Origin of the sequence: Clavibacter sp. CT19 (genome assembly GCF_027858075.1) — a bacterium.
Lineage (GTDB): Bacteria > Actinomycetota > Actinomycetes > Actinomycetales > Microbacteriaceae > Clavibacter > Clavibacter tessellarius_A.
Map to the genome: position 1 here is coordinate 20,603 of NZ_JAQHYR010000010.1, position 24,676 is coordinate 45,278.

Consider the following 24,676-nt stretch of genomic DNA (forward strand, 5'->3'; position numbering starts at 1 on the left):
GCCGCGGTACCCGCTAGGGTTGCTCATAAGTCGTCAGGTCCTCGAGATCCGCCCGGTCCGCCGGAGTCGTGTCAGAGGGGCAGACGACCTGCGGTCCCGGGTCCCGGGATCGATGCATCTCTTTTTGAAGGAAATTTCGTCATGGCAACAGGCACCGTCAAGTGGTTCAACGCTGAAAAGGGCTTCGGCTTCATCGCTCCCGACAACGGAACCGCGGATGTGTTCGCTCACTACTCCGCGATCGCGACGGGCGGCTACAAGTCGCTCGACGAGAACCAGAAGGTGGAGTTCGAGGTCGCCCAGGGCCCCAAGGGTCCCCAGGCTGAGAACATCCGCCCGCTCTAACGCCACCCGCCCACCCCTGGTGGGCGACGCACGCTGAGCTTCCGGGAACGGCTCCGACCATGCGGTCGGAGCCGTTCTCCCGTTAACGGGTGGCTCCGGGCGTGGGGGATCATGGGGCCGTGCCCTCCTACCGCATCACCATGACCGTCGGAGCGCTGCGGCCGGGCGCCGATCCCGCCGACGTGCTGCCGGCCGCCGCCCGCGAGGCCGCCGCGCGCGCCACGCTCGAGGCGAACGACATCCAGGTCGTGCGGGGCGAGGCCCGCCTCACCGTCCGCTTCACCGCCGACGACGACGCCATGGCCGAGCGCGTCGCCGGAGCCGTCCGGGCGCGGACCGCGGAGCTCGTCGCCGTCCCGCGGGCGAGCATCACGCGCCGCGACGGCGGCACGTGGACGCGCATCTGACCCCGTGATCCGCGTCCGCGGATCGCTGTGCTCCCGTCCGGAGAGCGCCATGCCGCCGGGCATGCGAGGGGTTCGCCTGTAGTCTCGGATCCTGGAGCCGATGACGCCTCAGGGGGACGCACCATCGGCTTGGGGGGACAGTGATCGGACAGAGGGCGACGCACGGACCGGATGCTCAGGACACGGGCTCCCCGTCGCATCCGGAGGAGCGCGCCGCGCGCGGCACGCGTCCCGACGTCGGGCCCGTCACCGCGGCCGACGGCGCCCGCGCGAACGACTGGCGTCGCACCTACGCGTTCGGCCTCGTGATCACCGACCTCCTCGTGCTCATCTGGGTGGTATTCGGCGTGCAGATCGCCTGGTTCGGCGTGACGACCTCCGACGTCGCCTTCAACGGCGACTACGACGGCGTCACCGTCAGCTACTCCCTCATCTCCATCGTCATCGTCGCCTGCTGGATGCTCGCCCTCGGCATCTACGGCACGCGCGGCTACCGGGTGCTCGGCACGGGACCGCAGGAGTACCGGCTCATCCTCTCGGCCACGGTCCGGCTCTTCGGCATGGTCGCGATCGTCGCGTTCCTCGGCCGCATCGACTTCGCGCGCGGCTACATCATCCTCGCGCTGCCCCTCGGGCTCGTGACCCTCGTGCTCAGCCGCTGGATGTGGCGGCAGTGGCTCAACGTGCAACGCGCGAAGGGTCGCTACTCCTCCCGCGTGCTCCTCATCGGATCCGAGGCCTCGACCGGCTTCCTCGCCCGGGAGCTCGCCCGCCAGCCCTACGCCGGCTACCTCGTGGTGGGGGCCTGCATCCCGTCGGGCGTCATCGCGGCCACCCTCCCCGGCACCGGCATCCCCGTCCTCGGCAAGCTCGACGACCTCCCGGCCGCCATGCGCGCCGTCGACGCCGACACCATCGTCATCGCGAGCAACGACGAGCTCGCGCCGGAGCGGATCCGGGAGCTCAGCTGGTCGCTGGAGCCCGGACGGCAGCACCTCGTGGTCGCGCCGAGCCTCACCGACATCGGCGGCCCCCGCATCCACACCCGACCTGTCGCCGGCCTGCCGCTCATCCACGTGGAGACGCCGCGCTACGAGGGCACGAAGCTCTTCGCCAAGAGGGCCTTCGACATCGTCGCGAGCGTGCTCATCCTCGTGTTCGCGTCGCCGCTCTTCCTCGCGATCGCCGCCACCATCCGGTTGAGCACCCCGGGCCCGGTCCTGTTCCGCCAGGAGCGCGTGGGGATCAACGGTCGCCCGTTCCCCATGCTCAAGTTCCGCACCATGGTGACGGACGCGGAGGCGCGCCTGCTCGACCTGCAGGAGCAGAGCCGGGACGCCGGCAACTCGGTGCTCTTCAAGATGAAGGACGATCCCCGCGTCACCCCGGTCGGGCGGTTCCTCCGGCGCTACAGCCTCGACGAGCTGATGCAGCTCGTCAACGTCCTGAACGGCACCATGTCGCTCGTGGGGCCCCGGCCGCCGCTCGCCCGCGAGGTGGAGACGTACGAGATGAAGGTGCACCGCCGGTTCCTCGTGAAGCCCGGCATCACCGGGCTGTGGCAGGTGAGCGGCCGCTCGAACCTCTCCTGGGAGGACAGCGTGCGGCTCGACCTCTACTACGTGGAGAACTGGTCCATCGTGGGCGACCTGGTGATCCTCTGGAAGACGGCGCGCGCCGTGCTGCAGCGCGAGGGGGCGTACTGAGCGGGCCCGGCTCGCGGTCCACGACGCGGGACGCGTCCGGCGAGCCGGGTCAGCCCGCGTCGGCCTCCCGGGGGCCCGCGACGCCGGCGATGCGGAGGTAGGCGCCCGCCGTGGCGCCGATGCTGAACTCCGCGCGGACGCGCGCGCTCGTCGAGGCCGCCCGGTCGAGCGCGGCGGGGAGGTCCGAGAGGACGGACCGGATCGCGGCCTCCGCCGACGAGGCGTCGCCGGACGCGAAGGTCGCGGCGGGCACGTGGGAAGGGAGGGTGGCCGCGACGTCCGCGCTGCACACCACCGGCAGCCCGACGGCCGCCGCCTCGAGCACGCCGATGCTGTGCGCCTCCCGGCTCGACGGGTGGAAGCACAGGTCGGCGGAGGCGAGGTCCGCACCGACGTCGTCCGAGGGCCCGGGGAGCAGGCGCTCGAGGCCGCGCGCCCGCACGTCCTCCCAGAACCGCGCGATCCTCGGGTCGGTCCGGAGGATCGGGCCCAGCCAGGAGAACGCGACGGCGGCGTCACCCCGCGCGAACCGGTCGACCACGTCGAGCCACAGCTCGGGTTCCTTCTGGCTGGCGACGCGCGCCATGGTGATGACGCGGGCGGGCTGACCCGGGGCCCCGGACCGGCGCGGCAGCTCGCCGGACACGCCGTTCGGGACGAGGACCGGGCGGGCCCTCCGCGGGAAGTGCGCCGCGTACTCGTCCACCTGCTTCCGGCTCACCGCGATGACGGCGCGCGCGCGGCGGCGGCTGTGCGCCTCCGCCTGCCGCAGGAGGGGGGAGGCGAAGTCGTCGGTCGCGCTGTGCAGCACGGACAGCAGCGGCGTGCGGCGGGGGGTCACGATGGCCGAGTAGAGGTTCGGGAGGGCGGAGTGGCTCACCACCAGGTCGGGGTCGATGTCGCGGATGACGCGCCGCAGCCGCCGCCCGCGCGCGACCTTGCCCGTGGAGGCCCCCTCCGGATCGAGGTAGGCCAGCTCGGCGGTGTGGCCGAGCCGACTCCACTCCGCGGCGAGGCTCGCGACGAGCGTCTCGGCGCCGCCGATCTGCGGCCGGAGGAGCAGCTGCAGGATCCTCACGATGCGTCTCCCCCGCCGGCCCGCGCGCGCCCCGTGCGGGTGAGCAGCAGCAGGAGGAGGAGCATGCACGCCTGCGTGACCAGGAAGGCGAACGCGGCCCCGACCGCGCCGGAGAGCGACGCCAGGACCGCGACGAGACCGAGCTGGATGGCGACGAGGGAGAGCGTCACGAACGACACCGCCCTGTCCCGGCCGAGGCTCTGCAGGAAGACGGCGACGGGCTGGTTGACGATGGCGAACAGCGTCCCGAAGGCGAGGACGCGGAGGACGGTGGCGGACTCCGCGTAGGCGTCGCCCACCAGCACGTCCACGAACACCGGGGCGCCGATGATCACCACGAGGCACGCGGCCAGGGCGGCGCCGGGCAGCCACAGGGCCCTCTTGACCTGCGGCCACGCCGCGCTCCAGGACCGTGCGCGGGCGACCACGGGGACGGCCGCGGCCGCGAAGGCCGAGACGGCGAGCCCCATGGGCTGCGTCCAGCGGTTGACGGCCCCGTAGATCCCCGCGGCGGCGGGTCCCGCCACGGCTGACATGATGGCGACGTCGAGGACCTGGGACGTGGCGGCCATCGAGCTCAGCCCGTAGAACCCGGAGCCGCGCCACGGGTGGCGCCGCAGCTCGGGGGTCACCAGGAGCCGGCGGCGCCCCGGCATCTGCGACACGAGCAGCAGGGTGCCGCCGATGGAGCCGCAGACGAGGGCCAGCCACAGGGAGGCCGCGCCGTCCGCGCCGAGCAGCATCCCGCCGAAGAGGACGAGCATCCCCACCAGGCGGTCGACGACCAGGGACAGCGAGACGACGCCGATGCGCGAATGCGCGCGGAGCGGGACCTGGGCCGTCTGCGAGATCAGCAGGAACATGGCGATGGGCGCCGCGGTCCACAGCCACGGATTCGGTGAGAGGGCGTGGAGCAGGACGCCGCCGATCGTGAAGGCGACCAGCGCGATCAGCGTCTTGGCGAGCGCGCGGCGGGCGAGGTCGTGCGTGGTCAGCGCACCCTTCGCCGTCTCGCGGATCCAGAGCGAGTTGGTGCCGAAGTCGAGGACGCCGACGGCGCTCGTGGCGATCGCGATGGCCGTGACCACCTGCCCGAACGCGGTGGGGCCGCTGACCCGCGCGGCGAACAGGTAGATGAGCGCCGTGAGGATCTGCGCGAACGCGGTCGACGCGGCCAGGAAGGTGGCCTGCCGTCCGAGACCGCCGGACGGCGCGGGAGCGGGTGCCGCGTCCGTCACAGCAGCGCCGACGTGAAGCGGGAGGTGCCCATGTCGGGGACCGGGGCGGGACGGTCCGCGCGGCACGCATCGGCCATCCCCGACGCGATCGCGTCGACCGTGAGCGGGGTCCAGGTCGCGTGGGCGGGCACGGCGTCCGCATCCCTCCGGAGGCTCGCGGCCCCCGACAGCAGCAGGCGCGTGCCCGACATGACGGCCTTGCCGAGGATGCCGCTGGGGCCCTCGTTCGAGTGCGCGAGGACGACGCAGTCCACGGCGCCGATGGCGGCGTCGAGCTCGACGTCCTCGAGCATCCGGTCGACGACCACGATCCGGGCACCCCGCCGCCGGGCCTCCTCGAGATGCGGCTTGGCCGCGGCCAGCTGACCGTCGTAGACGGAGCCGCCGACGAACAGGCCGGTGCCCTCCCCGGCGATGCGGGCGAACGCCTCGGCGACCAGGGGCAGGTTCTTGCGCGCGGTGATCGCGCCGACCACGCCGAACCACCGGCGCTCCCCGTCGATGCCGAAGCGCTCGCGGAAAACCGCGACGTCCGCGGTCGCGGCGGCCAGCGTCACCGGGTCGTTCGCGACGGGGAAGCGGGACCTCCCGGCCCAGACCGAGGACTTCAGGACGGTCACGGTGGTGGATCGGCGCAGGCCGGCCAGCGCCATCGTCGCGCGCTTGGACCACTGACGGGCCAGCGGACGGAGCGCCTGGTCGCGACGCAGCACCGGTTCGCGCATCACCAGCGCCGTGACATGGGGCAGGTCCCTGCCACGGCGCGTCACCAGCGACACGAGGTGGCGGTCGCCGTCCGGGATGACGATGCGGCGGGCGCCCTCCCGGAGCGCCACCCGCGAGGCGGACGCCACGTCCGCGCGGGGGACGTCGACGACGGTGAACGCCGACGGCAACCCGCCGAGGAACTCCGCCGCATGCGGCCCGTCCATCTGCCCGGGACGGGTCACGAGCACGGGTCGCCCACCCTCGGCGAGGATCGCGTCCGCGAGGAGGCGCACGTAGTAGAAGCGGTGGCCGTCGCCGTTCCCCTCGAGGATGAGGACGGGTGCGCCGGTGGCGTCCGGCGCGGGTCGTCCGGCGCTCATGCGCGGAGCTCCTCGGCGTCCGACCGCAGCCGGGCTGCGCGGGTGGCCGGGATCAGCACGCGTGCCCGGGTCGTGTCGTGCGCGGGGAGTCCGGTGCGCACGGCACGGCCGCGCGCTCGGACTCCGACGACAGCTCCGGACATGCCCGTACCCCCATGCGACTCGTCCCCTCCCGACGTCGGCGAGAGGGACGAGCCCCCTGCCCGGACCAGTATGCCCGACCCCGTGCGGGTGTCCGCCCCGTGCTGCCGTCGGGGACCGGGACGCTCCGGCGACGCCGGGCTAGGGTCGTTGTGAGGGGTGGCGCCGTCGCGATGACGCGCACACCGGTCCGATCCACCGACGAGCTGGGGCCGTCGGGCGCATCACGGGTCGTCGGGCACCCCCGATCGTCGAAGGGGGAGACGATGGAGGACATCGTGCGCACGGGATCAGCAGACGAGGGCCGGACGTGAGCCGCCGGGTGGCGGTGACGCAGCCGTACGTGCCGGGGTACCGGGAGCGGCTGTGGTCCACCGTGATCGAGGAGCTCCGCGAGGCCGACGTGGACTGCCGGGTGTTCTACGGCGGGGACCGCGAGCAGGAGCGGGACGTCGCGGCGCGCGGCGACGGGATCGAGCCGGGCTGGGCCAGCCGCATCGGCGTCCTCACGCTGCAGCCGGTGCGCTCCGTGCCGAAGTTCGTGTTCCGGCGCCTCCCGCGCACCTGGCGGGGCCGGGACGTGCTCCTCGTGACCGAGATGCAGGGCACCAACCTGAACGCCTGGCTCCGTGCCGGGCTGCGTCAGAAGTACGTGACGCTCGGGCACGGGATCTCGGCGACGACCACCCAGTCCCCGCTCGCCGACGCCGCGGAGAACCTCCTCAACTCGCAGGCCACCCGCGCCCTGACCTACACGGAGACCGGTCGTCGCCACGTGCTCGCCTCGACACGGCTGCGCGACGACCAGGTGTCGGCGTTCCGCAACTCCACGGACACGTCGCGGCTGCAGCGGGCGATGGACGACGTCACCCCCGCGGACACGGCGGCGTTCCGCGAACGGCACGGCATGCCCGCCGACGCGCGCGTGTCCTTCTTCCTCGGCGCCCTCAACCGCTTCAAGGCCGTCGACCTGCTCGTGGAGGCCGCCCGCATCGTGTTCGCCTCGGATCCCGCGCAGTGGCTCGTGGTGGCGGGTGACGGGGAGTCCCGCGGGCTCGTGGAGCGTCTGGCGCGCGAGACGGGACGCGTCGTGCTCCTGGGGCAGGCGGGTCCCGCGGACTTCGCCCCGGCCGCCGCCATGTCGCACTCCCTGCTGAACCCCGGACGTGTCGGCCTCGTCGCGGTCGACGCGCTCGTCATGGGCCTCCGGGTGGTGACGACCTCCGGTGCCGCGCACGCTCCCGAGCACGAGTACCTGCGACCGGGGGTCGACGTCGTCGAGGTGCCGCCGACCCCGGAGGACTACGCACGTGCCTGGATGGCGGAGGAGGAGCCGGCCGACGCGCCGGCCGCCGACCACCCCACCATCGAGGCCGCCGCCCGCACCATCAGCGCGACCATCCTCGACGCGCTCGGACCGGCCTGAGGGGAACCGGGCGGGTCGGGACTCGACGCTGGCGGGACATCAGCGGCATCCCGGTGGAGAGATCGCGCGGAAGACGGGCCCTGCGCTCCTAGACTGCAGCCGCCGCGCCATTCCCACAGTGACGGACCAACCCGGGTCCGCAGTGGGTCTGCGTCGAGGGAGAGCAGTGAAGCACCACCACGCCCATGCCCGGGGGCCGTCGCACACCGTCCTGCGCGACTCCGCGCCGACACCCCGCCATGAGGACCGGCGCCTCCCCCGATGAGGATCGTGCAGTTCGTCTCCGCGGGCCCCGCGGAGCATGCCCTCGACGGTGCCCTCCCGGAGGCCGTCGCGCAGTGCCGCGAGCTGGAGCGCCGCGGCCACGACGTCATCCTGCTCGTCGCGCGCCTCGGCGACGCCGACCTCCGCGTCGCCGGCGTGCGGATGGTGCTGCAGCGCGTGGAGGCGATCCCCGGATCACCCGTGCTGCGCTCCCCCGCCGTCCGCGCCTGGCTCATCGCGCACGCGCGGGAGATCGACGTGCTCCACGTCCACGCGGGACCGGACCTGCTCCACCTCGAGGTGGCGTCCACCGCGCGGCGACTCGGCATCCGCTACGTCATGCAGGCGCACGTGACCGAGAGCCCGGGCGGCGGGACGCCATCGGCGTCCGGCCTCCGCGGCCCCGCCGCCCGGGCCATCCGGGGAGCGGCCGCCGTCCTCGCCCGGTCGGACGACGAAGCCGCGACGCTGCGGGCGCGGTTCGCCCACGTCACCGTGCTGCGGGTCGCCGACGGCCTCGTCGACGCCGGCCCCCTCGTCGAGACGCTCGAGGACGGGATCCCGGACGACCTCCGCGAGCTCGGGCCCGTCATCGTCCCCGACGCGCCGCCGGAGGTCGTCCCGCGTGCCGTCGGGGTGGTCCTCGCCGACAGCGCCCTCCGCGAGCGCGTCGCCGACGGGACGGACGCGGTCCTCCCGGAGCTCTCCTCGATCGGCGCGACGGTCGACGCGCTGCTCGCCCTCCCCGAGTCCGGCCGGAGCGCGGCGACCCGGCCGTCGGTCGTGTGGGTGACCAACCTGGCACCGCCCTACCGCGTCCCCGTCTGGGACGCGCTCGCCCGCGAGGTCGACCTGGAGGTCTGGCTGCTCGAGACGGACGAGCGCCTCCGCAGCGACGACAACAACCGGGGCGACGACTGGACCGCGGGCGACCGCGCGGCCGCGTACCGCACGCGGTTCCTGCCCAACCGCGTCGTGCGGCGCGGCGAGGCCCGGCACTACGTGACCGGGTGGCTCCCGCGTTCCTCGCTCCGCGGCAAGGACGCGATCCTCATCGGCGGGTGGGACTCCCCCGCCTACTGGGTGGCGTCGTGGTCCGCGAAGCTCGCCGGCGTGCGGCGCGTGGGGTTCTACGAATCCCACCGGTTGTCGCAGCAGCACCACGGCGGCGTCGTCGCGCGCGTGCGCCGCGCGTTCTTCCGGAGCATGGACGAGATCGTCGTGCCGGGCATCGCCGCGTGGGAGGGCCTCGTCGCCGAGGGCATCGACCCGCAGCGCATCCGGGTCGGGTTCAACGCGGTCGACGTCGAGGGCATCCACGCGCGGACCCGGGCGGCGCGACTCGCCGCCGGCCGACCCACGGGGCCGGTGGGCTCGCGACTGCTGTGCGTCGGACAGCTCATCCCCCGGAAGAACGTCCTCAGCCTCATCGAGGCGCTGGCGGCGCCCGAGCTCGCCGCGTGCACCCTCACCGTGGTCGGCGCGGGCCCGGAGCGCGAGGCGCTGGAGGGTCGTGCCGAGGAGCTCGGCCTGGGCTCGCGCATCACGTTCGCCGGCTACGTGCCCGTGGCGGATCTCCCCGAGCAGTTCGCGCGCCATGACGTGCTCGTGCACCCGGCGCTCCAGGAGGTGTGGGGCCTGACGGTGAACGAGGCCCTGGCTGCCGGGCTGACGGTGGTCGTCGGCGAGCACGCCGGTGTCACCCCGTCCGTGCGGGACATGGCCGGCGTCATCGTCAGCCCGGTGTCCGTCGAGGGGCTCCGGACCGGGATCGCCTCGGCCGTGCCGGCCGTGCTCATCGACATGCCGGAGATCCTCCTGCGGACGCCCGCGGAGTTCGCGGCCACGTTCCGCGACGCGATGCTGGTCGACCGCGTCGGGTCCCGCCGCCCCGAGCGCGCACGCGGCACGCGGGCGTGACGGGCGCCGGGTCGTCGCACCGTCCCTGACGGGGATCCGTCCACCGCGTCCGCGCACGCGCATCCGGCGAGCCCGGGCGGCGCCGCGGTCGCGGGTACAGCGGTCACCGGGCGACAGCCTCCGCGGCGGGCCTCGATCCCGGTCGCCGCCCCCGGAGGAGCCGGTCACCGGGCAGCTCCACCAGCCGGTGCAGGAGGAACGCGCCGACCAGCCCGAGGGCGAGGGCGAGCGCGAAGGCCGGCGCCCCGTCGATCCCGAGGTCGCGGAACCCGGGCTGGGCGAGGCGGATGACGAAGACGTGGTGCAGGAGGTAGAAGCAGTACGACGCCTCCCCCAGCCGCACCGGGAGCCGTGCCCGGAGCACGCCCGGCACCCCCGCGATGTCGCGCTGGGCGGCCGCGACGATGAGCAGCCCGAACGGCAGCACCACGAGCGCGGCGACGCCGTACGCCGAGGGCCAGATGCCCACGGAGAGGTACACGGCCGCCGCCAGCGCGACCGCCGCGTGCCAGTCCACCGCGGGGAGGGCGTCCCTCTTCGCCAGCACGCCGAGGATCATGCCCACCACGAACTCGGGGAGGCGCGACGGCGGGAAGTAGTACGCGAGCCAGATCGAGACGGTGTCCGCGTCGAGGCCCATCTCGCCGGCGTCCCCGGACACGAGGGCGGCGAGGGCCACGGGGACGGCGACCATCGCCAGCAGCAGGACCGCGAGCGCCCGGTTCGTGAGGCGCCGCAGCCCCCGGATGAGGAACGGGAACACCACGTAGAAGAACGCCTCGACGGAGAGCGACCAGGCCGGCACGTTGATCGCGAAGTAGGAGTCGGACGTCGGCGCCCACGCCTGCAGGAGGAACGGCGTGAGGGGTCCCCGCCCCAGCGAGCGGGGTTCGAGCACGGCCCAGAGCGCGGCCGCGAACAGCAGCGACGCGAGGTAGGCCGGGTAGATGCGCGCGAAGCGCCTCCGGTAGAACGGCACCGCGCGATCCGCGGGTCGTGACGACCAGGCGAGCAGGAAGCCGCTGAGGACGAAGAAGAAGGTCACCCCGCTCCGGCCCTGGCCGAACAGGACCTCGAGGACCCTCGCCGTGTCGCCCTCGAAGAACACCAGCCCGTGGAAGCCGAACACCACGAGCGCGGCGACGAACCGGAGGCTCGTCAGGCGGTCGAGGCGGGCCGGTGGCCCGGGCGCGACGACGGGGGGGGGGGGAGCTCATGGGCGGATGTCATCGCCGCGTCCCTCCTCGTAGACGTCGGTCAGGCCGTCGACCACGGCCTGGATCCCGAAGGACTCCGCCACGGCGACGCGCATCCCCGCGACGAGCGCGTCCCGAGCGTCCTCCCGCGTGAGGATCGCCTCCACAGCGTCCGCCAGCTCCTCGGCCGACCCGTCGGTGACCGCGGCGGCGCCGAAGGCCTCGAGCTCGTCGGCGATGCCGCAGTCCCGGGTCATGACGACGGGGGTGGCGACCGCCATCGCCTCGAGCACGGTCATCGGGAAGACCTCCCGCACGCTCGGCAGCACGTACGCGTCCGCGCCCGCCAGACGTGCGCCGGACGTGCCGGGGGCGATGCTGCCCTCGTGCGCCAGCGGCAGGCCGGTGCGCGCGGCGATGAAGGCGGTCAGCGCGGGCAGGTCGCCCTCGTCCGGGCCGACCACCGCGAACCGCGCGCGGACCCCGCGTCCGTGCAGGAGCGCGGCCATCTCGGCGAACGCCATCACGCGCTTGCGCGGGTGCAGGCGGGCGAGGAAGAGGACCTCGGGGACCCGGTCGGCATCCCGCGTGCGCGCGACCGCGGCGGGCGACACCCCGTTGCGGATCCGGACGACGCGAGCGCGCCCCCGGGACACGACGCCGAGCCCGCGCTCCTCCTCGTCGGTGAGCGCGAGCACGGCCCGCGCGCCGGACAGGGTGCGCCGGACGGCCAGGGCGTCGAGCACGCGCGACTTCGCCCGGGCGTCGTCGGCGACCATCCCGTGCGTCTGCAGCACGTAGGGCACGCCCGCGCGGCGGCAGACGTCGGCCGCGGCGAGGGCCAGGAGGTGGCGGCCGAGATGGAGGTGGACGACGTCGAAGCCCCGGACCTGACGGCGCAGCCCCCGGATCAACGCGGGCGACAGGAGTCCGCTGAAGCCGAGACCCGGCAGGGGGCGAGCCCGGAACAGGCGCACCTCCACGCCCTCGACCTCGAACGGGACCTCGCCGTCCCACCCGGCGACGAGCACGACGTGGTGGCCCTGGCGGGCGAGCTCCCGGCACTGCTCGACGGCCACGGACACCGGGCCCCCGAACGCCCCGTCCGCGGAGACGTAGGGGATGACGTGCGCGATGCGCAGCGGGCGCGTCACGAGGAGGGGAAGCGCGAGCCGACCACGGCGCCGTCGGGCCCGGAGACGATGGCGCCGTCGGGCACCTCCCCGGAGATCACGGTCATGGGGCGGGCGAGCGCGGAGCGTCCGACGTGGGCGCCGCCGAGCACCATGCACCGGGACGTGATCCACGCCCCCGGCTCGACGACGATCGGCCGCGTGAGGAGCGCCATGTCCCGCCGGTGCGCGTGGCTGCCGGTGGTGAGCATCGTCTCCTGCGAGAGGACGACGTCGTGGCCGATGGTGATCCGGTCCTGGTTGTGGAACCAGACGCCCTCGCCGATCCAGGAGCGGTCGCCGATGCGCAGCTTCCACGGGAACTTCACGCGCGTGCGGGGCCGGAACACCACGCCCTCGCCGATCTCCGCCCCGAACGCCCGGAGCGCCCGGATGCGGAGCGCGGAGCTGATCTGCCACGGGTTCGTGACGAGCAGGAGCTCGACGGCCGCCCACAGGTACACCGTCCGCTTCGGGCGGTCCCAGGCCTGCCGCTCCCCCGGCGCGCGGGAGAGGTCGATGACGGGGACGGTCGCGGCGCGCGGGGCGTCCGCGGTCACGCCGAGACCCCGGTCCGGAGCCCGGCCAGCTGCTGGGCGAAGCGCACGTAGCGCGCGTGGGCGCTCACGGGCGAGTAGCGGTTCTGGAACATGCGCTGGGCGGCGGACGTGAGGTCGGCCGCCCGGGCGGCGTCGCCGCGGAGGTCCTGCGCGGCCTGGAGCAGCCGCTCCGGGTCGCCGGGCGGGATGATCGCCGCCGCGCCGTGCTCCCGCACCACGCCCTCGGTGATGCCGCCGTCCTCGACGGCGGCGATGATCGGCCGCCGGCTGCTCGTGTAGGAGGTGAGCTTCGACGGCATGCTCATCTCGCGGACGCCGGGCTTCTCGTTGAGCAGGAGCGCGTCGGCTGCGGCCAGCGCGTAGGGGTAGTCGTCGCCGTCGAGCGGCGGCACGAAGCGGAGCGAGCGGATCCCCGCGCCCTGCTCCTCGAGCGCGGCCCGCTGGTTGCCGTCGCCCACGAGCACGAAGTCGATGCCGAGGTCGCGCGCGTCCGACAGGCGGGCCGCCTCGACGACCGAGTCCAGACCCTGCTTCATGCCCATGTTGCCGGTGTGGACCACGGTGAACGCGTCCCGGGTCCAGCCGAGGCGCGTGCGCGCGGCGGCCGTGGAGACGTCGACGGGGGTGATGTGCGTGAAGTTCGGGAGGCTGACGATGCCCTCGTCGGCGACGCCCTGCTGGATGAGGAGGTCGCCGAAGCGCGGGGTGATGACGCCGATGCGGTCGGCGCGGCGGAGCAGCGCGTACTCCCCCGACGCGATGAGGCGCGACGCCCGGCCGCCCGTGGTGCCGGACTCCCCCGCCGCGTTGCCCGTGAGGTCCTGCACGAGGACGCCCAGCGGACGCCTGCCGTGGCCGAGCGCCCCGGCGGCGAGCCCGGCGAGCGAGGGGGTCACGGCGATCACGATGTCGCTCGCGTCCCGGCGCACCTCGCGGAGCGCCCCCTGGAGGAAGGAGGCCTCGAGCTTCGCGCGCCCGACGAGGTCGGGCGTCTCGGGGATCGCGTGGCGGACGCGGGTGATGCGCACGCCGTCGCGCATCTCCTCCCACCGTCGGCCGCGCTCGTACCGCGCGTCCTGCAGCTTCCACTGCGGGTAGTGCGGGATGCCCGTGATGACGTGCACCGTCGCCCCCGCGTCGGTGAGCGCCTCGGCCATCGCGGTCGTGTACGGCGCGATGCCCGTGCTCTCCGGCCAGTAGTTGATGCCGACCAGGCAGACCGCGAGGCCCCCCAGGTCCTCCGCCGCGCGCGTGCGCGCAGCGTCGGTCGTTCGAAGATCCCCCATGAGGACATTCTGACCCCTGGAGGTTTCGAAGGCGTAAATCCTGCGCTCCGCGGCCTCGCCGATTCCCGTGCCCCGGGCGCCGACCAGTAGATTCGACGGGACGGCCGGCCGCCGCGGCGACTCCGCGGGCGCCGCCGAACGACATCTGGGGGGACCATGGCCAAGAGGGCTTTCATCACGGGGATCACGGGGCAGGACGGCTCGTACCTGGCGGAGCTGCTGCTCCGCAAGGGCTACGAGGTCCACGGCCTCATCCGCCGCTCGTCGACGTTCAACACGTCGCGCATCGACCACCTGTACCAGGACCCGCACGAGGACGGCGCGAAGCTCTTCCTGCACTACGGCGACCTGAGCGACGGCTCGCGCCTCACGACGCTGATGATGCAGATCCAGCCGGACGAGGTCTACAACCTCGCGGCGCAGTCGCACGTGCGCGTCTCCTTCGACGAGCCCGAGCACACGGCCGACACGACGGGCACCGGCACCATCCGCCTGCTCGAGGCCGTGCGCCTCTCGGGCATCGAGACGCGCTTCTACCAGGCCTCCTCGAGCGAGCTGTACGGGGCCACTCCCCCGCCGCAGAGCGAGACCACGCCGTTCTACCCGCGCTCGCCCTACGGCGCCGCGAAGCTCTACGCCTTCTGGATCACCAAGAACTACCGCGAGGCGTACGACATGTTCGCGGTCAACGGCATCCTGTTCAACCACGAGTCCCCGCGTCGCGGCGAGACGTTCGTGACGCGCAAGATCACGCGCGCGGTCGCGGCCATCAAGGCCGGGAAGCAGGACCACGTCTACCTCGGCAACCTCGACAGCATCCGCGACTGGGGCTACGCCGCGGAGTACGTCGAGGGCATGTGGCGGATGCTGCAGGCCGACGAGCCCGACGACTTCGTGCTCGCCACCGGCGGGAACTTCACCGTGCGCGACTTCCTCGAGACCGCGTTCTCGCACGCGGGCCTCGACTGGTCCGACCACGTGCGGTTCGACCCGCGCTACCTGCGCCCCACCGAGGTCGACGCGCTCGTCGGCGACGCCTCGAAGGCCCGGGAGAAGCTCGGCTGGGAGGCGACCGTCGACACGACGATGCTCGCGCGCATCATGGTCGACGCCGACATCCAGGCGCTCGAGGCGGAGGGCAGCCCGTGGATCGACACCGTCCGCCTCGCCAGCTGGGGCACGGCCGAGCCCACGGCGGACCGGGCGTGACCGGCGCCGCGCGCGTGGCCGACGAGCGCGACGCCGTCGCCTTCGCGCCCGCTCCGCTGGACCGGTCCGCGAGGATATACGTGGCCGGCCACCGCGGCCTCGTCGGCTCCGCCATCGTCCGCCGCCTCGAGGCCGAGGGCTTCACCGACATCGTGGGCCGCACGTCCGCCGAGCTCGACCTGAAGGACCGCGACGCGGTCTTCGCCTTCTTCGCCGCCCAGCAGCCCGTGCACGTGGTGCTGGCGGCGGCCAAGGTCGGCGGCATCCTCGCGAACAGCACCTACCCCGTCGACTTCCTGAGCGACAACCTGCGGATCCAGGTCAACGTGCTCGACGCGGCGCTCGCCCACGGCGTGCAGCGGCTGCTGTTCCTCGGATCCTCGTGCATCTACCCGAAGCTCGCGCCGCAGCCGATCACGGAGGACAGCCTCCTCACCGGCCACCTCGAGCCGACCAACGACGCGTACGCGATCGCCAAGATCGCGGGCATCATGCAGATCCAGGCCGTGCGCCGCCAGTACGGCCTGCCTTGGATCTCCGCGATGCCGACGAACCTCTACGGCCCCGGCGACAACTTCTCGCCGCAGGGCTCGCACGTGCTGCCGGCGCTCATCCGACGCTACGACGAGGCGCGCGCGTCCGGCGCGGAGTCGGTGACGAACTGGGGCACGGGCACGCCGCGCCGCGAGTTCCTCCACGTCGACGACATGGCCGCCGCGTGCCTCCACCTGATGGAGCACTACGACGGGCCCGAGCAGGTCAACGTCGGCACGGGCAGCGACGTGACGATCCGCGAGATCGCGGAGACCATCGCGCGCGTCGTCGGGTTCGAGGGGCGCACCGAGTGGGACACCGCGAAGCCCGACGGCACGCCGCAGAAGCTGCTCGACGTGTCCAAGCTCGCCGAGGCCGGGTGGACCGCGTCGATCGGGCTCGACGAGGGGCTCCGCTCCACCGTCGAGTGGTACCGCGAGCACATCACGACGCTGCGCGAGTAGCGCCGCGGCGGCCGCGGGCCGCACCCGCCGACCCAGGGAACCACCCACAGACAGGTGCTCGATGTCCGTCTTCCTGATCTACACGTTCCGCGAGCCCGAGCTGCTGGCGCGCACGATCCGGCGTCTGGCGCCGCATCCGGTCGTCGTGCACGTCGACCAGAAGGTGGACCAGGCGCCGTTCGTCGCCGCCCTCGCCGCGGAGGATGCGGGACGGGTCGAGTTCCTGTCCGACCGCGTGCGGGTGAACTGGGGCGGCTACTCGCAGGTCGTGGCGATCCGTCGCCTCGTCCAGGCCGGCATCGCCCGGGCCCGGCCCGACGAGCACCTCGTCCTCCTCTCCGGGCAGGACTACCCGATCCGGCCCGTCGCGGAGCTCGACGGGATGCTGCGTGCCTCGGGCGGCAGGCAGTTCCTGCGGTACTTCGAGATCGCGGGGTCCGAGGAGAAGTACACCGCGCAGGTCGACCGGCGCTACCACCGCGACCTCGCGTTCCTCAGCACGCGGACCACGGATCCGCGGCTGCGGCGGGTCCGCAACCTCGCCGTCCGCGCCCTCGAGGCGGCGTCGCGCGCGGCGGGTCCGCTGCGGCCGCCCGCGGGCTTCCGCGTGGCGCACGGGGTCACCCACTTCGCCATGACCGCCGACTTCGCGGCCGAGCTGGAGGCGTCCGTCACCCCGGAGGTCGAGCGGTACTCCCGCCGGATCTTCGTGGCGGAGGAGAAGTTCTACCAGTCGCTCGCGCTGAACTCCGCCCGCGGCGGTGAGACGGGCGGACCGCTCCCCGGCGGCGCCGAGCCCTACGCGGGCGCCGGCAACTGGCGCTACGCGAACCTGCACCACATCGACCCGTCGCTCACCAAGGTCTACACCGAGGCGGACTGGCCCGAGGTGGCGGCGTCGTCCGCGTGGTTCCTGCGCAAGCTCGAGTCGGGGCGGAGCGCCGCGCTCCTCGACCGCATCGACCGCGAGCTCCTGCACGCGGAGCCGTAGCGGGCGGCGAGGGCTGCCCGCCGTCGCCGCGCACGCGGAGGACACCGACTCAGGGAGCGGGCGTCGCGCCGTCCGCCGCGCGTCGGAGCGCGTCGACGTCGAGACGGCCCATGTCGAGCATCGCCCGGACGGCCCGGTCCCGGCGTCCCGCGTCGGGGTCGCCGAGGAGCGCGGGCAGGATCGTCGGCACGATCTGCCAGGACACGCCGAACGGGTCCGTGAGCCAGCCGCATCGTCCGGGGGCGCCGCCGTCGGCGACGAGCGCGTCCCAGATGCGGTCGAGCTCCTCCTGCGTCTCGACGGGCACGGACAGCGAGAAGGCGGGCGTCTGCGGGTGGGCGGGGCCGCCGTCGAAGAGGATGAGGCGGAGGCCGTCGACCTCCACGGTGGCCGACGGCGCGGGACCGTCTCCGTGCGGGATCTCCACGATCCGCGACCTCGGCACGACCCGCGCGTAGAGCTCAGCCGCCTCCCGCACGCGCCCGTCGAGCCAGAGGAAGGGGGTGATGGCCTGCATGACGATCTCGTCTCGGTCGGGGCGCCAGCGTACCGCCGCCCGGCGACGTACGGACCGGCGACGTACGGACCGGCGACGGGCGGACCGGCCGCGGACCCGGCCCCCGCGAGGTGGCCGGAGCTCCCATCCGGCAGTGCGGGAGTAGGGCGGATGGGACTTGAACCCATGACCGACGGATTATGAGTCCGCTGCTCTGACCAGCTGAGCTACCGCCCCGAGGCGGGAGGCCTAGGCGGCGCCTGAGCCGTCCGTGCGTCCGCGTGCCTCGTCCGTGACCGGTGCGGCCACGGGCTCCCCACGATACAGGCTCTCGAACGTCGAGATCGTGCGGTCGATGTCGTGGCTCGCGACCACCGCGAGGCTCTCGTGCTTCATCCGCTGGAACTCCTCCTCGGGCAGCTCGAGCACCTTCCGCAGCTTGGCGGCGAGGTCCCCCACGTCGCTCGGGCGGAACAGGTAGCCGTTCTCCCCGTCGTGCACGAGGTGCGGCAGCGCCATGGCGTCGGCCGCGACCACGGGCAGCGCCGATGCCATCGCCTCCATGGTGACGATGGACTGCAGCTCGGCGATGCTCGGCATCGCGAGCACGGTGGCGCGGGTGTACGCGCGGCGCAGCTCCTCGTCGGAGACGTAGCCGGTGAAGGTGGTGCGGTCGGCGATGCCCAGCTCCGCGGCGAGCCGCTCCAGCGCGTTCTTCTGGTCGCCGCCGCCGACGATCTCGAGCTCGGCGTCGAGCGAGTCCGGCAGGAGCGCGAACGCGCGGAGCAGCACGTCGATCTGCTTCTCCCCCGTCACGCGGCCGACGAAGACGACGCGGTTGCGCGTGCGCGGCGTGAAGTCGGGCGTGTAGTTGGCGGCGTCGATGCCGCAGGAGATCGCGATGACCCCGGTGAGCCCCGTGTACCGCTCCAGGAACTGCGCGGCGCGGCGCGTGGGCGTCGTGACGGCCTCGGCGCGGCCGAAGGTGCGGCGTGCGGCGCGCCACGCGGCCTTGATGGCCTTGTCCTGCCACGCCACGGGCAGCAGCGTGTGCTGCAGCATGTTCTCGGGCATGAAGTGGTTGGTGCCGATGATGCGGATGCCGCGCTTCTCCGCCTCGATGCTGAGGCCGCGCCCCGTCACGATGTGGGACTGGAAGTGGACGACGTCGGGCTGGACGGCGTCGAGGATCCGCGCGCTGTTCTGGTTGATGTTCCACGGCAGGGCGAACCGGAGCCAGTCGTGCGGGTACCAGCGCCAGCTCCGCAGCCGGTGCGCGGTGACCTCCTCGCCGTCGTGGACCTCGGTCCACGTGCCGTGCTTGCGCGTCGGTGCCGGGGCGACGATGTGCACCTCGTGGCCGCGACGCACGAGCCCGCCCGCGAGCCGCTCGGCGAACCGGGCGGCGCCGTTCACGTCCGGCGGGAACGTGTCCGCGCCGATCAGGATCCGCATCGGGCGGTCGGAGTTCGCGGGATGGTGCGGTGTCGCGTCCGAGGTGTTCGGCAAGAGGTGTCTCTCCAGGGGTGTCGGCGTCCGGGTCCGTCGCCCTCGTGGGGCGGGGGCCGGGTGTCGCGTAGCAACGTATCGCACGTGCTCCGTGGCGGACGGGCGGCGCACCGCGCACCCGGAGGTCGGGTCGCACGCTCCCCCGGGCCGTCAGGACGCGTGCGGGTGGTGCTTCGCCAGCTGGAAGACGCCCGCGACGGCGACCGCTCCCGCGACGAGGAACATCACGCTCGCGTAGACGGGAGCGTCGGCCGCCTCGCCGAGGACGGTCACGCCGATGCAGACCGCGACGAGCGGATCCACGACGGTGAGGCCGGCGATGACGAGGTCCGGCGGACCGGACGAGTACGCGGTCTGCACGAAGTAGGCGCCGAGCAGCGTGGCCGCGACGAGCGCGACGACGCACACCACCGTGAGGGCGTCGAAGGCGCCGATCGTGATGCGGTTGATGACCACCTTCGCGAGCGTCGCCACGAACCCGTAGAGGACGCCCGCGCTGATGATGTAGAAGATGGCCTGCACGCGGCGCCGGAAGTAGAGGAAGAGGCCGCCGAGCACGACCAGCACCAGCGCGAGGATCACCAGGACCGTGATGAGCTCGGGCGTCCGGATGGGCGTCTCCTTCGCGAACACCGCCGCGAAGACCACGAAGAGCCCGACGCCGCCGATGCAGAGCGCCACCGCGCGCTTCGCCTTGAGGTCGAGGCGCTTGCCCGTGGCCCGCGAGTTGAGGATCGCGGTGACCACGAGGGCGACGGCGCCGAGCGGTTGCACGACGATGAGCGGGGCGAGCCGGAGGCTGACGAGCTGCAGGACGATCGCGAGGCCGAGCATCACGGTGCCCGCCACCCAGGACGGACGGCCGAGGAGCGCGCCGAGCTGGCGGAGGCTGAGGCCGGCGGTGCTCTTCTTCCCGCGGGCCTCCATCTTGGTGACGCCCTGCGACTGCAGCTGCGCGCCGAGGGACAGGAAGACCGCGCCGACGAGGGCGATCGGGATGCCGAGCGCCTGGTACGGGGTCAGCGATGCTGCCTGGAGCACGGGGTCGGCGTCGAAGGGCACTCCCCGACACTACCGGCCGCCTCGGCCGCGGACGGCCCGCGTCGCCGCCGCGCCTATCATCGGCAGCATGCCCGTCCTCCCCATCCGGATCACCGGAGACCCCGTCCTGCACGCCCGCGCACGGGAGGTGGAGGCGTTCGACGACGACCTGCGCGCCCTCGTCGCCGACATGTTCGTGACGATGGACGAGGCGCCGGGCGTGGGCCTCGCGGCGCCGCAGGTGGGCGTGCCGCTGCGCGTGTTCGTCTACTCCTACTCGACGGATGAGGGCGAGCCGCTCCGCGGGGTGGCCGTGAACCCCGACCTCTTCATCACGCCCGTCCCGGTGCGCGACGCCGACGAGGACCTCGAGGAGGAGGGCTGCCTGTCGTTCCCGGGCGAGCGCTTCCCGCTGGTGCGCGCGGAGCGGGCGATCCTCCGCGCCGTCGACCTCGACGGGCAGCCGTTCGAGATCGAGGCGGAGGGCTGGTTCGCGCGGATCCTGCAGCACGAGTTCGACCACCTCGACGGCTACCTGTACACGGACCGGCTCGCGCACGAGCACCGGAAGCCCGTGGCGAAGGCGATGCGGAGGAGCGGCTGGGGCGTGCCCGGCAACTCGTGGCTGCCGGGACGCGACCACCTGGAGGACTGAGGGCGGGGGCGGGACGCGGGACGGATCGCGCATCGCCGCTCGGCCACGCGCCGGGAAAAGTAAAAGGCCCCGCGGGTGGAGCCGCGAGGCCTTCGCTCCCCGAGTTGGACTCGAACCAACAACCTGCCGGTTAACAGCCGGCTGCTCTGCCAATTGAGCTATCGAGGATCACGTGGAGCAACCTGGAAAGCGTAGCAAAGAATCCGGGCGCCTCTGATCACCTCGCGCGGTCCGGGCGCGTCCGCGGGGTCCGGCACGCGGGATCCGCGCGCGGTCGGCCGTCGGGATCGCGGTGTCGGGCCGCCCGACGGGCGACCCGGATGGCCCGTCCGCGGGTACGGTCGCCGCATGGGGATGTTCGAGGTGGTGCTGGCGCGGCCGAACGACGTGGACCGGCTGTGGTCGCTGCTCGACGAGGACCACCGGGAGCGCGCGGCGACGACCCGCCCGACGTCCTCCCCCGCTCCCGGGGCCGCCGACGGCGATGCGGGCGGCGCCGCGGACCCGGATCCCGTGGACGTCGTCGTCACCGGCCTCCCCGCGGCCGAGCACGCTCCCGCCGACGCCCTGCCCCTGCTCGAGGCCCGTCGCGACCGCATCGTGGCGCTGGTGTCGGACCCGGGGCACCCGGTCCTCCTCGCCTACTCGGGGATCCGCGCGGTCGGCTTCGCGCTCCTGGACCGCAACGGCGTCGACGGCCGGGCGTTCACCTCGGCGGGGTGGCGCGGGCTGGGCGTGGAGGAGGAGATCCGGGCGGCCGCGCCCATGCTGCTGCGCTGACGGTCACGGCGCGTCCCCCGCGGGCGGCGCCCCTAGCCGACGGGCAGCAGGTACGTGGGGCTCGGCACCGGGAGGACCGCCGGCGCGCCCGTCGGCAGCCCCGTCGCCGGATCGAGCCGGAACGTCGTGACGGTGCCGGATCCCTGGTTGGCGACGTGCAGTCGCTCGCCCACGAGCACGTGGTGCCGGGGCGTCGTGCCGCCGCAGTCGAAGGCGGACACCGGCGCGAGCCGACCGTCGGCGTCGATCCCGACCACGGCGATGCGGTCGGACCCGCGGAGGCCGACGTACGCGAGGCGCCGGTCGGCGGACACCTGCACCTCGGCCGCGGAATCGCGGGGGTCGGGCTCGGCCGCGCACGGCGTGGACGCGGCGATCCGCCACATCGTGCCCGCTCCCTCGAGCGCGTGGAGGGTCCCGTCGAGCTCCCCCACGAGGAGCACGCGGCCGGAGTCGAGGAGCGCCAGGTGGCGCGGGCCGGTGCCGGCGGGGAGGTCGACGCCGCCGACGCGCTCGAGGCGTCCGTCGCGGAGGACGTGGACGTGCACGGTGTCGGTGCCGAGGTCGGCCGTGAGCACGACGCCGTCGCCGACGTGGAGCGCGCTGTGCGCGTGCGGGCCGTCCTGCTGCGGGCGCGGGCCGGACCCCTCCGCGCCGAGGAGCTGGACGGCCTCGCCGATGGCGCCGTCCTCCGCGAGCGGGTGGACGGCCACCGTGCCGTCGCCGTAGTGGGAGGTGAGGAGCAGGTCGTCGACGACGTGCAGGTGGCAGGGCCCGGAGCCGCCGCTCGGCTGACCGCCGGCCCACCGGAGAGAGCCCCCGGGTCCGCGGCGGAAGGCCTCGACACGGTCGGCCGCCTCCCCCACGGCGTAGACGACGTCGCCGCGCGCGAGGAGGAACGACGGCGAGGGCGTCTCGACCGCGGTGCCCACGACCGCGGGCTCGCCGGTGACCGCGTCGACCGCCAGGCCAGTGATGCCGATGCCGGATCCGCCCGAGTCGGACGTGTACCCGCCCGCCCACATGGACACCTCGGGCACGGCGGCTTCCTCGGGCGTCATCACGTGAACCACCCTACGGGGAGCCGCCGACACGCCCCCGCGCCCCCGCGCCGGCGCCCGGCAGTCGGACGATCGGCGGGAGGCGCCCCGTCTCAGTACCCGGAGGACGGCGCGACGATGCCCACGAAGTCGCCCGTGCGTAGGAACGCCTCCGTGTTCAGCCGGATCCGCTCGGCGAGCAGCGGCCGCACCATGTCCGGGGTGTCGGCCGTGTGCGGCGTGATGACGCAGCGCTCCTCGGAGTACAGCGGGTGGCCGTCCGGCAGGGGCTCGGGGGAGGTGACGTCGAGGCCCGCGCCGTGGATCGAACCCGAGCGCAGCGCCTCGAGCAGCGCGTCGGAGTCCACGAGCGCGCCACGGGCGATGTTCACGAGGACCGCGGTGTCCTTCATCCGCGCGAGCTGCGGTGCGCCGATCAGGCGGGCGGTGTCGTCGGTGCTGGCGGCGGCGAGCATCACGACGTCGGCGTCGGCGATGACCTCGTCGAGGCGGTCGGACGTGACGGTGCGGGCGGCGCCCGCGACGGGCTCGGCGCTCCGGCGGACGACCGTGACCCGGACGTCGAACGGCTGCAGGAGCCGGATGTACTCCAGCGCGATGCCGCCCGCGCCGACCACGACGACCTCCGCGCCGTACAGGGAGAGGCCGCTCGCGGAGGCCCACGACGTGGCCCGGGCGCGCTTGGGCAGCTCGCGGAGCGCGGCGAGGGTGAGCGCGAGCGCGTGCTCGGCCACGGGCTGCGAGTACGCGCCCTTGGCGCTCGTCCAGACGAGGCCGGGCCGGTCGCACGCGCGCAGCGTGTCCGCGAAGGCGTCGACGCCCGCGAACGGGAGCTGGACCCACTGCACCTGCGGGTTCGCGGAGAGGGTGTCCGTGAGCTCGGCGGCCCGCGTGATCGAGAGCCAGACGATGCCGCGCGTCTCGGGTGAGAGGTCGGCCACCTCCCCGCCGCCGTCGCGGACGGCCTCGAGGTAGGCGTCCTCGGTGCGTGGCAGCATCGCGATGGGGCCGGGCTCGGGGCGCGCGTCGCCCTCGAGGCGGTGGGGCGTGGCGCCGTCGACCGCGCGGTGGACGCGGGCGGCGGGGGTGGGTGCGGCGGTGTCGGTCATGAGAGGGGCCTCCGGGGGTGCGGGACGCGGGCGGGGGGTGCGATCTGCGGGATCACGACGGGCGGGTCGGTCGGCTCGGGCTCCGGTGCGGCGGCGGGCGCGCCCCGGTCGGCGGCGGCGCGCGACTCGGCGAGCCCCTGCACGTACGGGTGCGTCGGATCCGCGAGTACGTCGTCGATGTCGCCGTACCCGACGAGCGTGCCCCGGTGCATCACGGCGAGCCGGTCGGTGAGGCGCTCGACGACCGCGAGGTCGTGGCTGACCACCAGCGCGGAGAACCCGCCCCGGGCCTGCAGGTCGCGCAGGAGGTCGAGGACGGCGACGCGGCTCATCACGTCGACGCCGGACGTCGGCTCGTCGGCGATGAGGAGGCGCGGACCGAGCACGAGCGCCCGGGCGAGGGCCACCCGCTGCCGCTGGCCGCTCGAGAGCTCGTGCGGATAGCGGTCCTGCGTGCCGGGCGGGAGGTCGAGGGCGGTGAGCAGCGTGACCACCCGGCGCGCGGCGACCTCCCTGTCGAAGCGGCGGTCCCGGGAGAAGATCGGCTCGGCGATCGCCTCGCTCGCCGTGAGCTGCGGGTGCAGCGTCGTGCCGGCGTCCTGGGGCACGTAGCCGATGGCGTAGGTCGTGCGCGTGCGGGCGCGGCGGCCCATGCGGCGGAGGCCCTGGCCGAGGACGGAGGCGTCGCCGCCCGTGATCCGCGGGACGGCGGCGCCCTCCTCGCCGGGCGGCACGAGACCCGCGAGCACGCGCGCGAGCGACGACTTGCCGGATCCGCTCGCGCCGACGACGCCGAGCACCTCGCCCGGCCGGATGCGGAGCGTCACACCGTCGACCGCGGGCGGCGCGTCGGCACCGCGACGCGGGGCGTAGGCGAGACGGAGGTCGCGCGCGTCGAGCACGGGCTCGACGGAGCCGGATCCGGACCGGGCGGCGTCGGGCCCGTCCGGGTCGGCGGCTCGGGGGATGTGCGTCATGCGGCTGCTCCGTCCTCGGCGAG

At 74.0% G+C, this 24,676-nt stretch carries 23 protein-coding genes and 2 tRNA genes; 10 read left to right on the top strand and 15 right to left on the bottom strand.

The window, feature by feature from the left end:
- Positions 1-141 precede the first annotated feature (141 nt).
- The 3 genes from PED38_RS12665 (at position 142) to PED38_RS12675 (ending at position 2,458) form a co-directional block, all read left to right on the top strand.
- The gene (locus PED38_RS12665; RefSeq protein WP_012038298.1) at positions 142-345 is read left to right on the top strand and encodes a cold-shock protein; all 204 of its coding nucleotides are present in this window, start codon (positions 142-144) and stop codon (positions 343-345) included.
- A 119-nt stretch (positions 346-464) separates the two neighbouring features.
- Positions 465-752, top strand: a complete 288-nt coding sequence (locus PED38_RS12670) for a hypothetical protein (protein ID WP_063071903.1) — start codon at positions 465-467, stop codon at positions 750-752.
- Positions 753-892: 140 nt separating this feature from the next.
- Entirely contained in the window at positions 893-2,458 is a 1,566-nt protein-coding gene (locus PED38_RS12675) for a sugar transferase (protein WP_063071904.1), read from the top strand.
- A 49-nt stretch (positions 2,459-2,507) separates the two neighbouring features.
- Here the strand turns inward: PED38_RS12675 and PED38_RS12680 are convergent, their stop codons facing one another.
- Genes PED38_RS12680 through PED38_RS12690 form a run of 3 tightly spaced genes read right to left on the bottom strand, consistent with a single transcriptional unit; the run spans position 2,508 to position 5,862 of the window.
- The gene (locus PED38_RS12680; RefSeq protein ID WP_063071905.1) at positions 2,508-3,536 is read right to left on the bottom strand and encodes a glycosyltransferase family 4 protein; all 1,029 of its coding nucleotides are present in this window, start codon (positions 3,534-3,536) and stop codon (positions 2,508-2,510) included.
- Positions 3,533-4,774: a lipopolysaccharide biosynthesis protein gene (locus PED38_RS12685; protein ID WP_063071906.1), complete on the bottom strand. Its 1,242-nt coding sequence runs from the start codon at positions 4,772-4,774 to the stop codon at positions 3,533-3,535. The genes PED38_RS12680 and PED38_RS12685 overlap by 4 nt, the downstream gene beginning before the upstream one ends.
- Entirely contained in the window at positions 4,771-5,862 is a 1,092-nt protein-coding gene (locus tag PED38_RS12690; RefSeq protein ID WP_270981559.1) for a hypothetical protein, read from the bottom strand. The genes PED38_RS12685 and PED38_RS12690 overlap by 4 nt, the downstream gene beginning before the upstream one ends.
- Positions 5,863-6,313: 451 nt before the next feature.
- On the opposite strand from PED38_RS12690, the gene PED38_RS12695 reads away from it, so the two are divergent.
- Positions 6,314-7,429 (top strand): glycosyltransferase, encoded by a 1,116-nt coding sequence (locus tag PED38_RS12695; RefSeq protein ID WP_270981561.1) that lies wholly within the window; start codon positions 6,314-6,316, stop codon positions 7,427-7,429.
- 261 nt (positions 7,430-7,690) lie between these two features.
- Positions 7,691-9,613 carry a glycosyltransferase gene (locus PED38_RS12700; protein WP_270981562.1) on the top strand — a complete coding sequence of 641 codons (1,923 nt, stop codon included), beginning with the start codon at positions 7,691-7,693 and terminating at the stop codon, positions 9,611-9,613.
- A 103-nt stretch (positions 9,614-9,716) separates the two neighbouring features.
- On the opposite strand, the gene PED38_RS12705 is transcribed toward PED38_RS12700, so the two are convergent.
- Genes PED38_RS12705 through PED38_RS12720 form a run of 4 tightly spaced genes read right to left on the bottom strand, consistent with a single transcriptional unit; the run spans position 9,717 to position 13,827 of the window.
- Positions 9,717-10,775, bottom strand: coding sequence for an acyltransferase family protein (locus PED38_RS12705; protein ID WP_270981653.1), 1,059 nt, complete (start codon positions 10,773-10,775; stop codon positions 9,717-9,719).
- 51 nt (positions 10,776-10,826) lie between these two features.
- On the bottom strand, positions 10,827-11,963 hold the full coding sequence (locus PED38_RS12710; RefSeq protein WP_270981563.1) for a glycosyltransferase: 1,137 nt from the start codon (positions 11,961-11,963) through the stop codon (positions 10,827-10,829).
- Positions 11,960-12,541 (bottom strand): acetyltransferase, encoded by a 582-nt coding sequence (locus tag PED38_RS12715; RefSeq protein WP_063071912.1) that lies wholly within the window; start codon positions 12,539-12,541, stop codon positions 11,960-11,962. Before PED38_RS12715 ends, PED38_RS12710 begins: the two co-directional genes overlap by 4 nt.
- Positions 12,538-13,827, bottom strand: a complete 1,290-nt coding sequence (locus PED38_RS12720; RefSeq protein ID WP_270981565.1) for a glycosyltransferase family 4 protein — start codon at positions 13,825-13,827, stop codon at positions 12,538-12,540. Before PED38_RS12720 ends, PED38_RS12715 begins: the two co-directional genes overlap by 4 nt.
- Before the next feature lie 156 nt (positions 13,828-13,983).
- Here PED38_RS12720 and gmd point away from each other — a divergent pair, with 156 nt between their 5' ends.
- The 3 genes from gmd (at position 13,984) to PED38_RS12735 (ending at position 17,025) form a co-directional block, all read left to right on the top strand.
- Positions 13,984-15,036, top strand: a complete 1,053-nt coding sequence (gmd, locus tag PED38_RS12725; RefSeq protein ID WP_270981567.1) for a GDP-mannose 4,6-dehydratase — start codon at positions 13,984-13,986, stop codon at positions 15,034-15,036.
- Complete coding sequence (locus tag PED38_RS12730) at positions 15,033-16,034, top strand: GDP-L-fucose synthase family protein (RefSeq protein WP_063071915.1); 1,002 nt, start codon at positions 15,033-15,035, stop codon at positions 16,032-16,034. Before gmd ends, PED38_RS12730 begins: the two co-directional genes overlap by 4 nt.
- A 61-nt stretch (positions 16,035-16,095) precedes the next feature.
- Positions 16,096-17,025, top strand: coding sequence for a beta-1,6-N-acetylglucosaminyltransferase (locus tag PED38_RS12735; RefSeq protein ID WP_270981569.1), 930 nt, complete (start codon positions 16,096-16,098; stop codon positions 17,023-17,025).
- Between the two features lie 49 nt (positions 17,026-17,074).
- On the opposite strand, the gene PED38_RS12740 is transcribed toward PED38_RS12735, so the two are convergent.
- The 4 genes from PED38_RS12740 to PED38_RS12755 form a co-directional block, all read right to left on the bottom strand.
- Complete coding sequence (locus tag PED38_RS12740; RefSeq protein ID WP_270981570.1) at positions 17,075-17,542, bottom strand: VOC family protein; 468 nt, start codon at positions 17,540-17,542, stop codon at positions 17,075-17,077.
- 142 nt (positions 17,543-17,684) lie between these two features.
- Positions 17,685-17,758, bottom strand: a tRNA-Ile gene (locus tag PED38_RS12745).
- A gap of 12 nt (positions 17,759-17,770) precedes the next feature.
- Positions 17,771-19,030 (bottom strand): glycosyltransferase, encoded by a 1,260-nt coding sequence (locus PED38_RS12750; RefSeq protein ID WP_414747951.1) that lies wholly within the window; start codon positions 19,028-19,030, stop codon positions 17,771-17,773.
- A gap of 150 nt (positions 19,031-19,180) precedes the next feature.
- Positions 19,181-20,092: a DMT family transporter gene (locus PED38_RS12755; protein ID WP_063071919.1), complete on the bottom strand. Its 912-nt coding sequence runs from the start codon at positions 20,090-20,092 to the stop codon at positions 19,181-19,183.
- 67 nt (positions 20,093-20,159) lie between these two features.
- Between PED38_RS12755 and def the strand changes: the two genes are divergently transcribed.
- A complete protein-coding gene (gene def / locus PED38_RS12760) occupies positions 20,160-20,726 on the top strand; it encodes a peptide deformylase (RefSeq protein WP_270981572.1) in 567 nt (188 codons plus the stop codon).
- Positions 20,727-20,821: 95 nt separating this feature from the next.
- Here def and PED38_RS12765 read toward each other — a convergent pair.
- Positions 20,822-20,894 (bottom strand) — tRNA-Asn (locus PED38_RS12765).
- 180 nt (positions 20,895-21,074) lie between these two features.
- On the opposite strand from PED38_RS12765, the gene PED38_RS12770 reads away from it, so the two are divergent.
- Complete coding sequence (locus tag PED38_RS12770) at positions 21,075-21,506, top strand: hypothetical protein (RefSeq protein ID WP_270981574.1); 432 nt, start codon at positions 21,075-21,077, stop codon at positions 21,504-21,506.
- A gap of 32 nt (positions 21,507-21,538) precedes the next feature.
- On the opposite strand, the gene PED38_RS12775 is transcribed toward PED38_RS12770, so the two are convergent.
- The 3 genes from PED38_RS12775 to PED38_RS12785 all read right to left on the bottom strand — a co-directional run bounded on the left by PED38_RS12775 (position 21,539) and on the right by PED38_RS12785 (position 24,653).
- The gene (locus PED38_RS12775; protein ID WP_270981657.1) at positions 21,539-22,567 is read right to left on the bottom strand and encodes a lactonase family protein; all 1,029 of its coding nucleotides are present in this window, start codon (positions 22,565-22,567) and stop codon (positions 21,539-21,541) included.
- Positions 22,568-22,659: 92 nt separating this feature from the next.
- Positions 22,660-23,565: a D-isomer specific 2-hydroxyacid dehydrogenase family protein gene (locus PED38_RS12780; RefSeq protein WP_333720449.1), complete on the bottom strand. Its 906-nt coding sequence runs from the start codon at positions 23,563-23,565 to the stop codon at positions 22,660-22,662.
- A gap of 107 nt (positions 23,566-23,672) precedes the next feature.
- Positions 23,673-24,653 (bottom strand): ABC transporter ATP-binding protein, encoded by a 981-nt coding sequence (locus tag PED38_RS12785; protein ID WP_270981578.1) that lies wholly within the window; start codon positions 24,651-24,653, stop codon positions 23,673-23,675.
- Between the last annotated feature and the right edge of the window lie 23 nt (positions 24,654-24,676).

Excerpts from the sequence above, each read along its gene's own strand:
- def (WP_270981572.1), top strand. The coding sequence starts at position 20,160 with ATGCCCGTCCTCCCCATCCGGATCACCGGAGACCCCGTCCTGCACGCC.
- PED38_RS12735 (WP_270981569.1), top strand. The coding sequence starts at position 16,096 with ATGTCCGTCTTCCTGATCTACACGTTCCGCGAGCCCGAGCTGCTGGCG.
- PED38_RS12690 (WP_270981559.1), bottom strand. The coding sequence starts at position 5,862 with ATGAGCGCCGGACGACCCGCGCCGGACGCCACCGGCGCACCCGTCCTC.
- PED38_RS12785 (WP_270981578.1), bottom strand. The coding sequence starts at position 24,653 with ATGACGCACATCCCCCGAGCCGCCGACCCGGACGGGCCCGACGCCGCC.
- PED38_RS12700 (WP_270981562.1), top strand. The coding sequence starts at position 7,691 with ATGAGGATCGTGCAGTTCGTCTCCGCGGGCCCCGCGGAGCATGCCCTC.
- PED38_RS12720 (WP_270981565.1), bottom strand. The coding sequence starts at position 13,827 with ATGGGGGATCTTCGAACGACCGACGCTGCGCGCACGCGCGCGGCGGAG.
- PED38_RS12665 (WP_012038298.1), top strand. The coding sequence starts at position 142 with ATGGCAACAGGCACCGTCAAGTGGTTCAACGCTGAAAAGGGCTTCGGC.
- PED38_RS12775 (WP_270981657.1), bottom strand. The coding sequence starts at position 22,567 with ATGACGCCCGAGGAAGCCGCCGTGCCCGAGGTGTCCATGTGGGCGGGC.
- PED38_RS12770 (WP_270981574.1), top strand. The coding sequence starts at position 21,075 with ATGGGGATGTTCGAGGTGGTGCTGGCGCGGCCGAACGACGTGGACCGG.
- gmd (WP_270981567.1), top strand. The coding sequence starts at position 13,984 with ATGGCCAAGAGGGCTTTCATCACGGGGATCACGGGGCAGGACGGCTCG.
- PED38_RS12780 (WP_333720449.1), bottom strand. The coding sequence starts at position 23,565 with ATGCTGCCACGCACCGAGGACGCCTACCTCGAGGCCGTCCGCGACGGC.
- PED38_RS12740 (WP_270981570.1), bottom strand. The coding sequence starts at position 17,542 with ATGCAGGCCATCACCCCCTTCCTCTGGCTCGACGGGCGCGTGCGGGAG.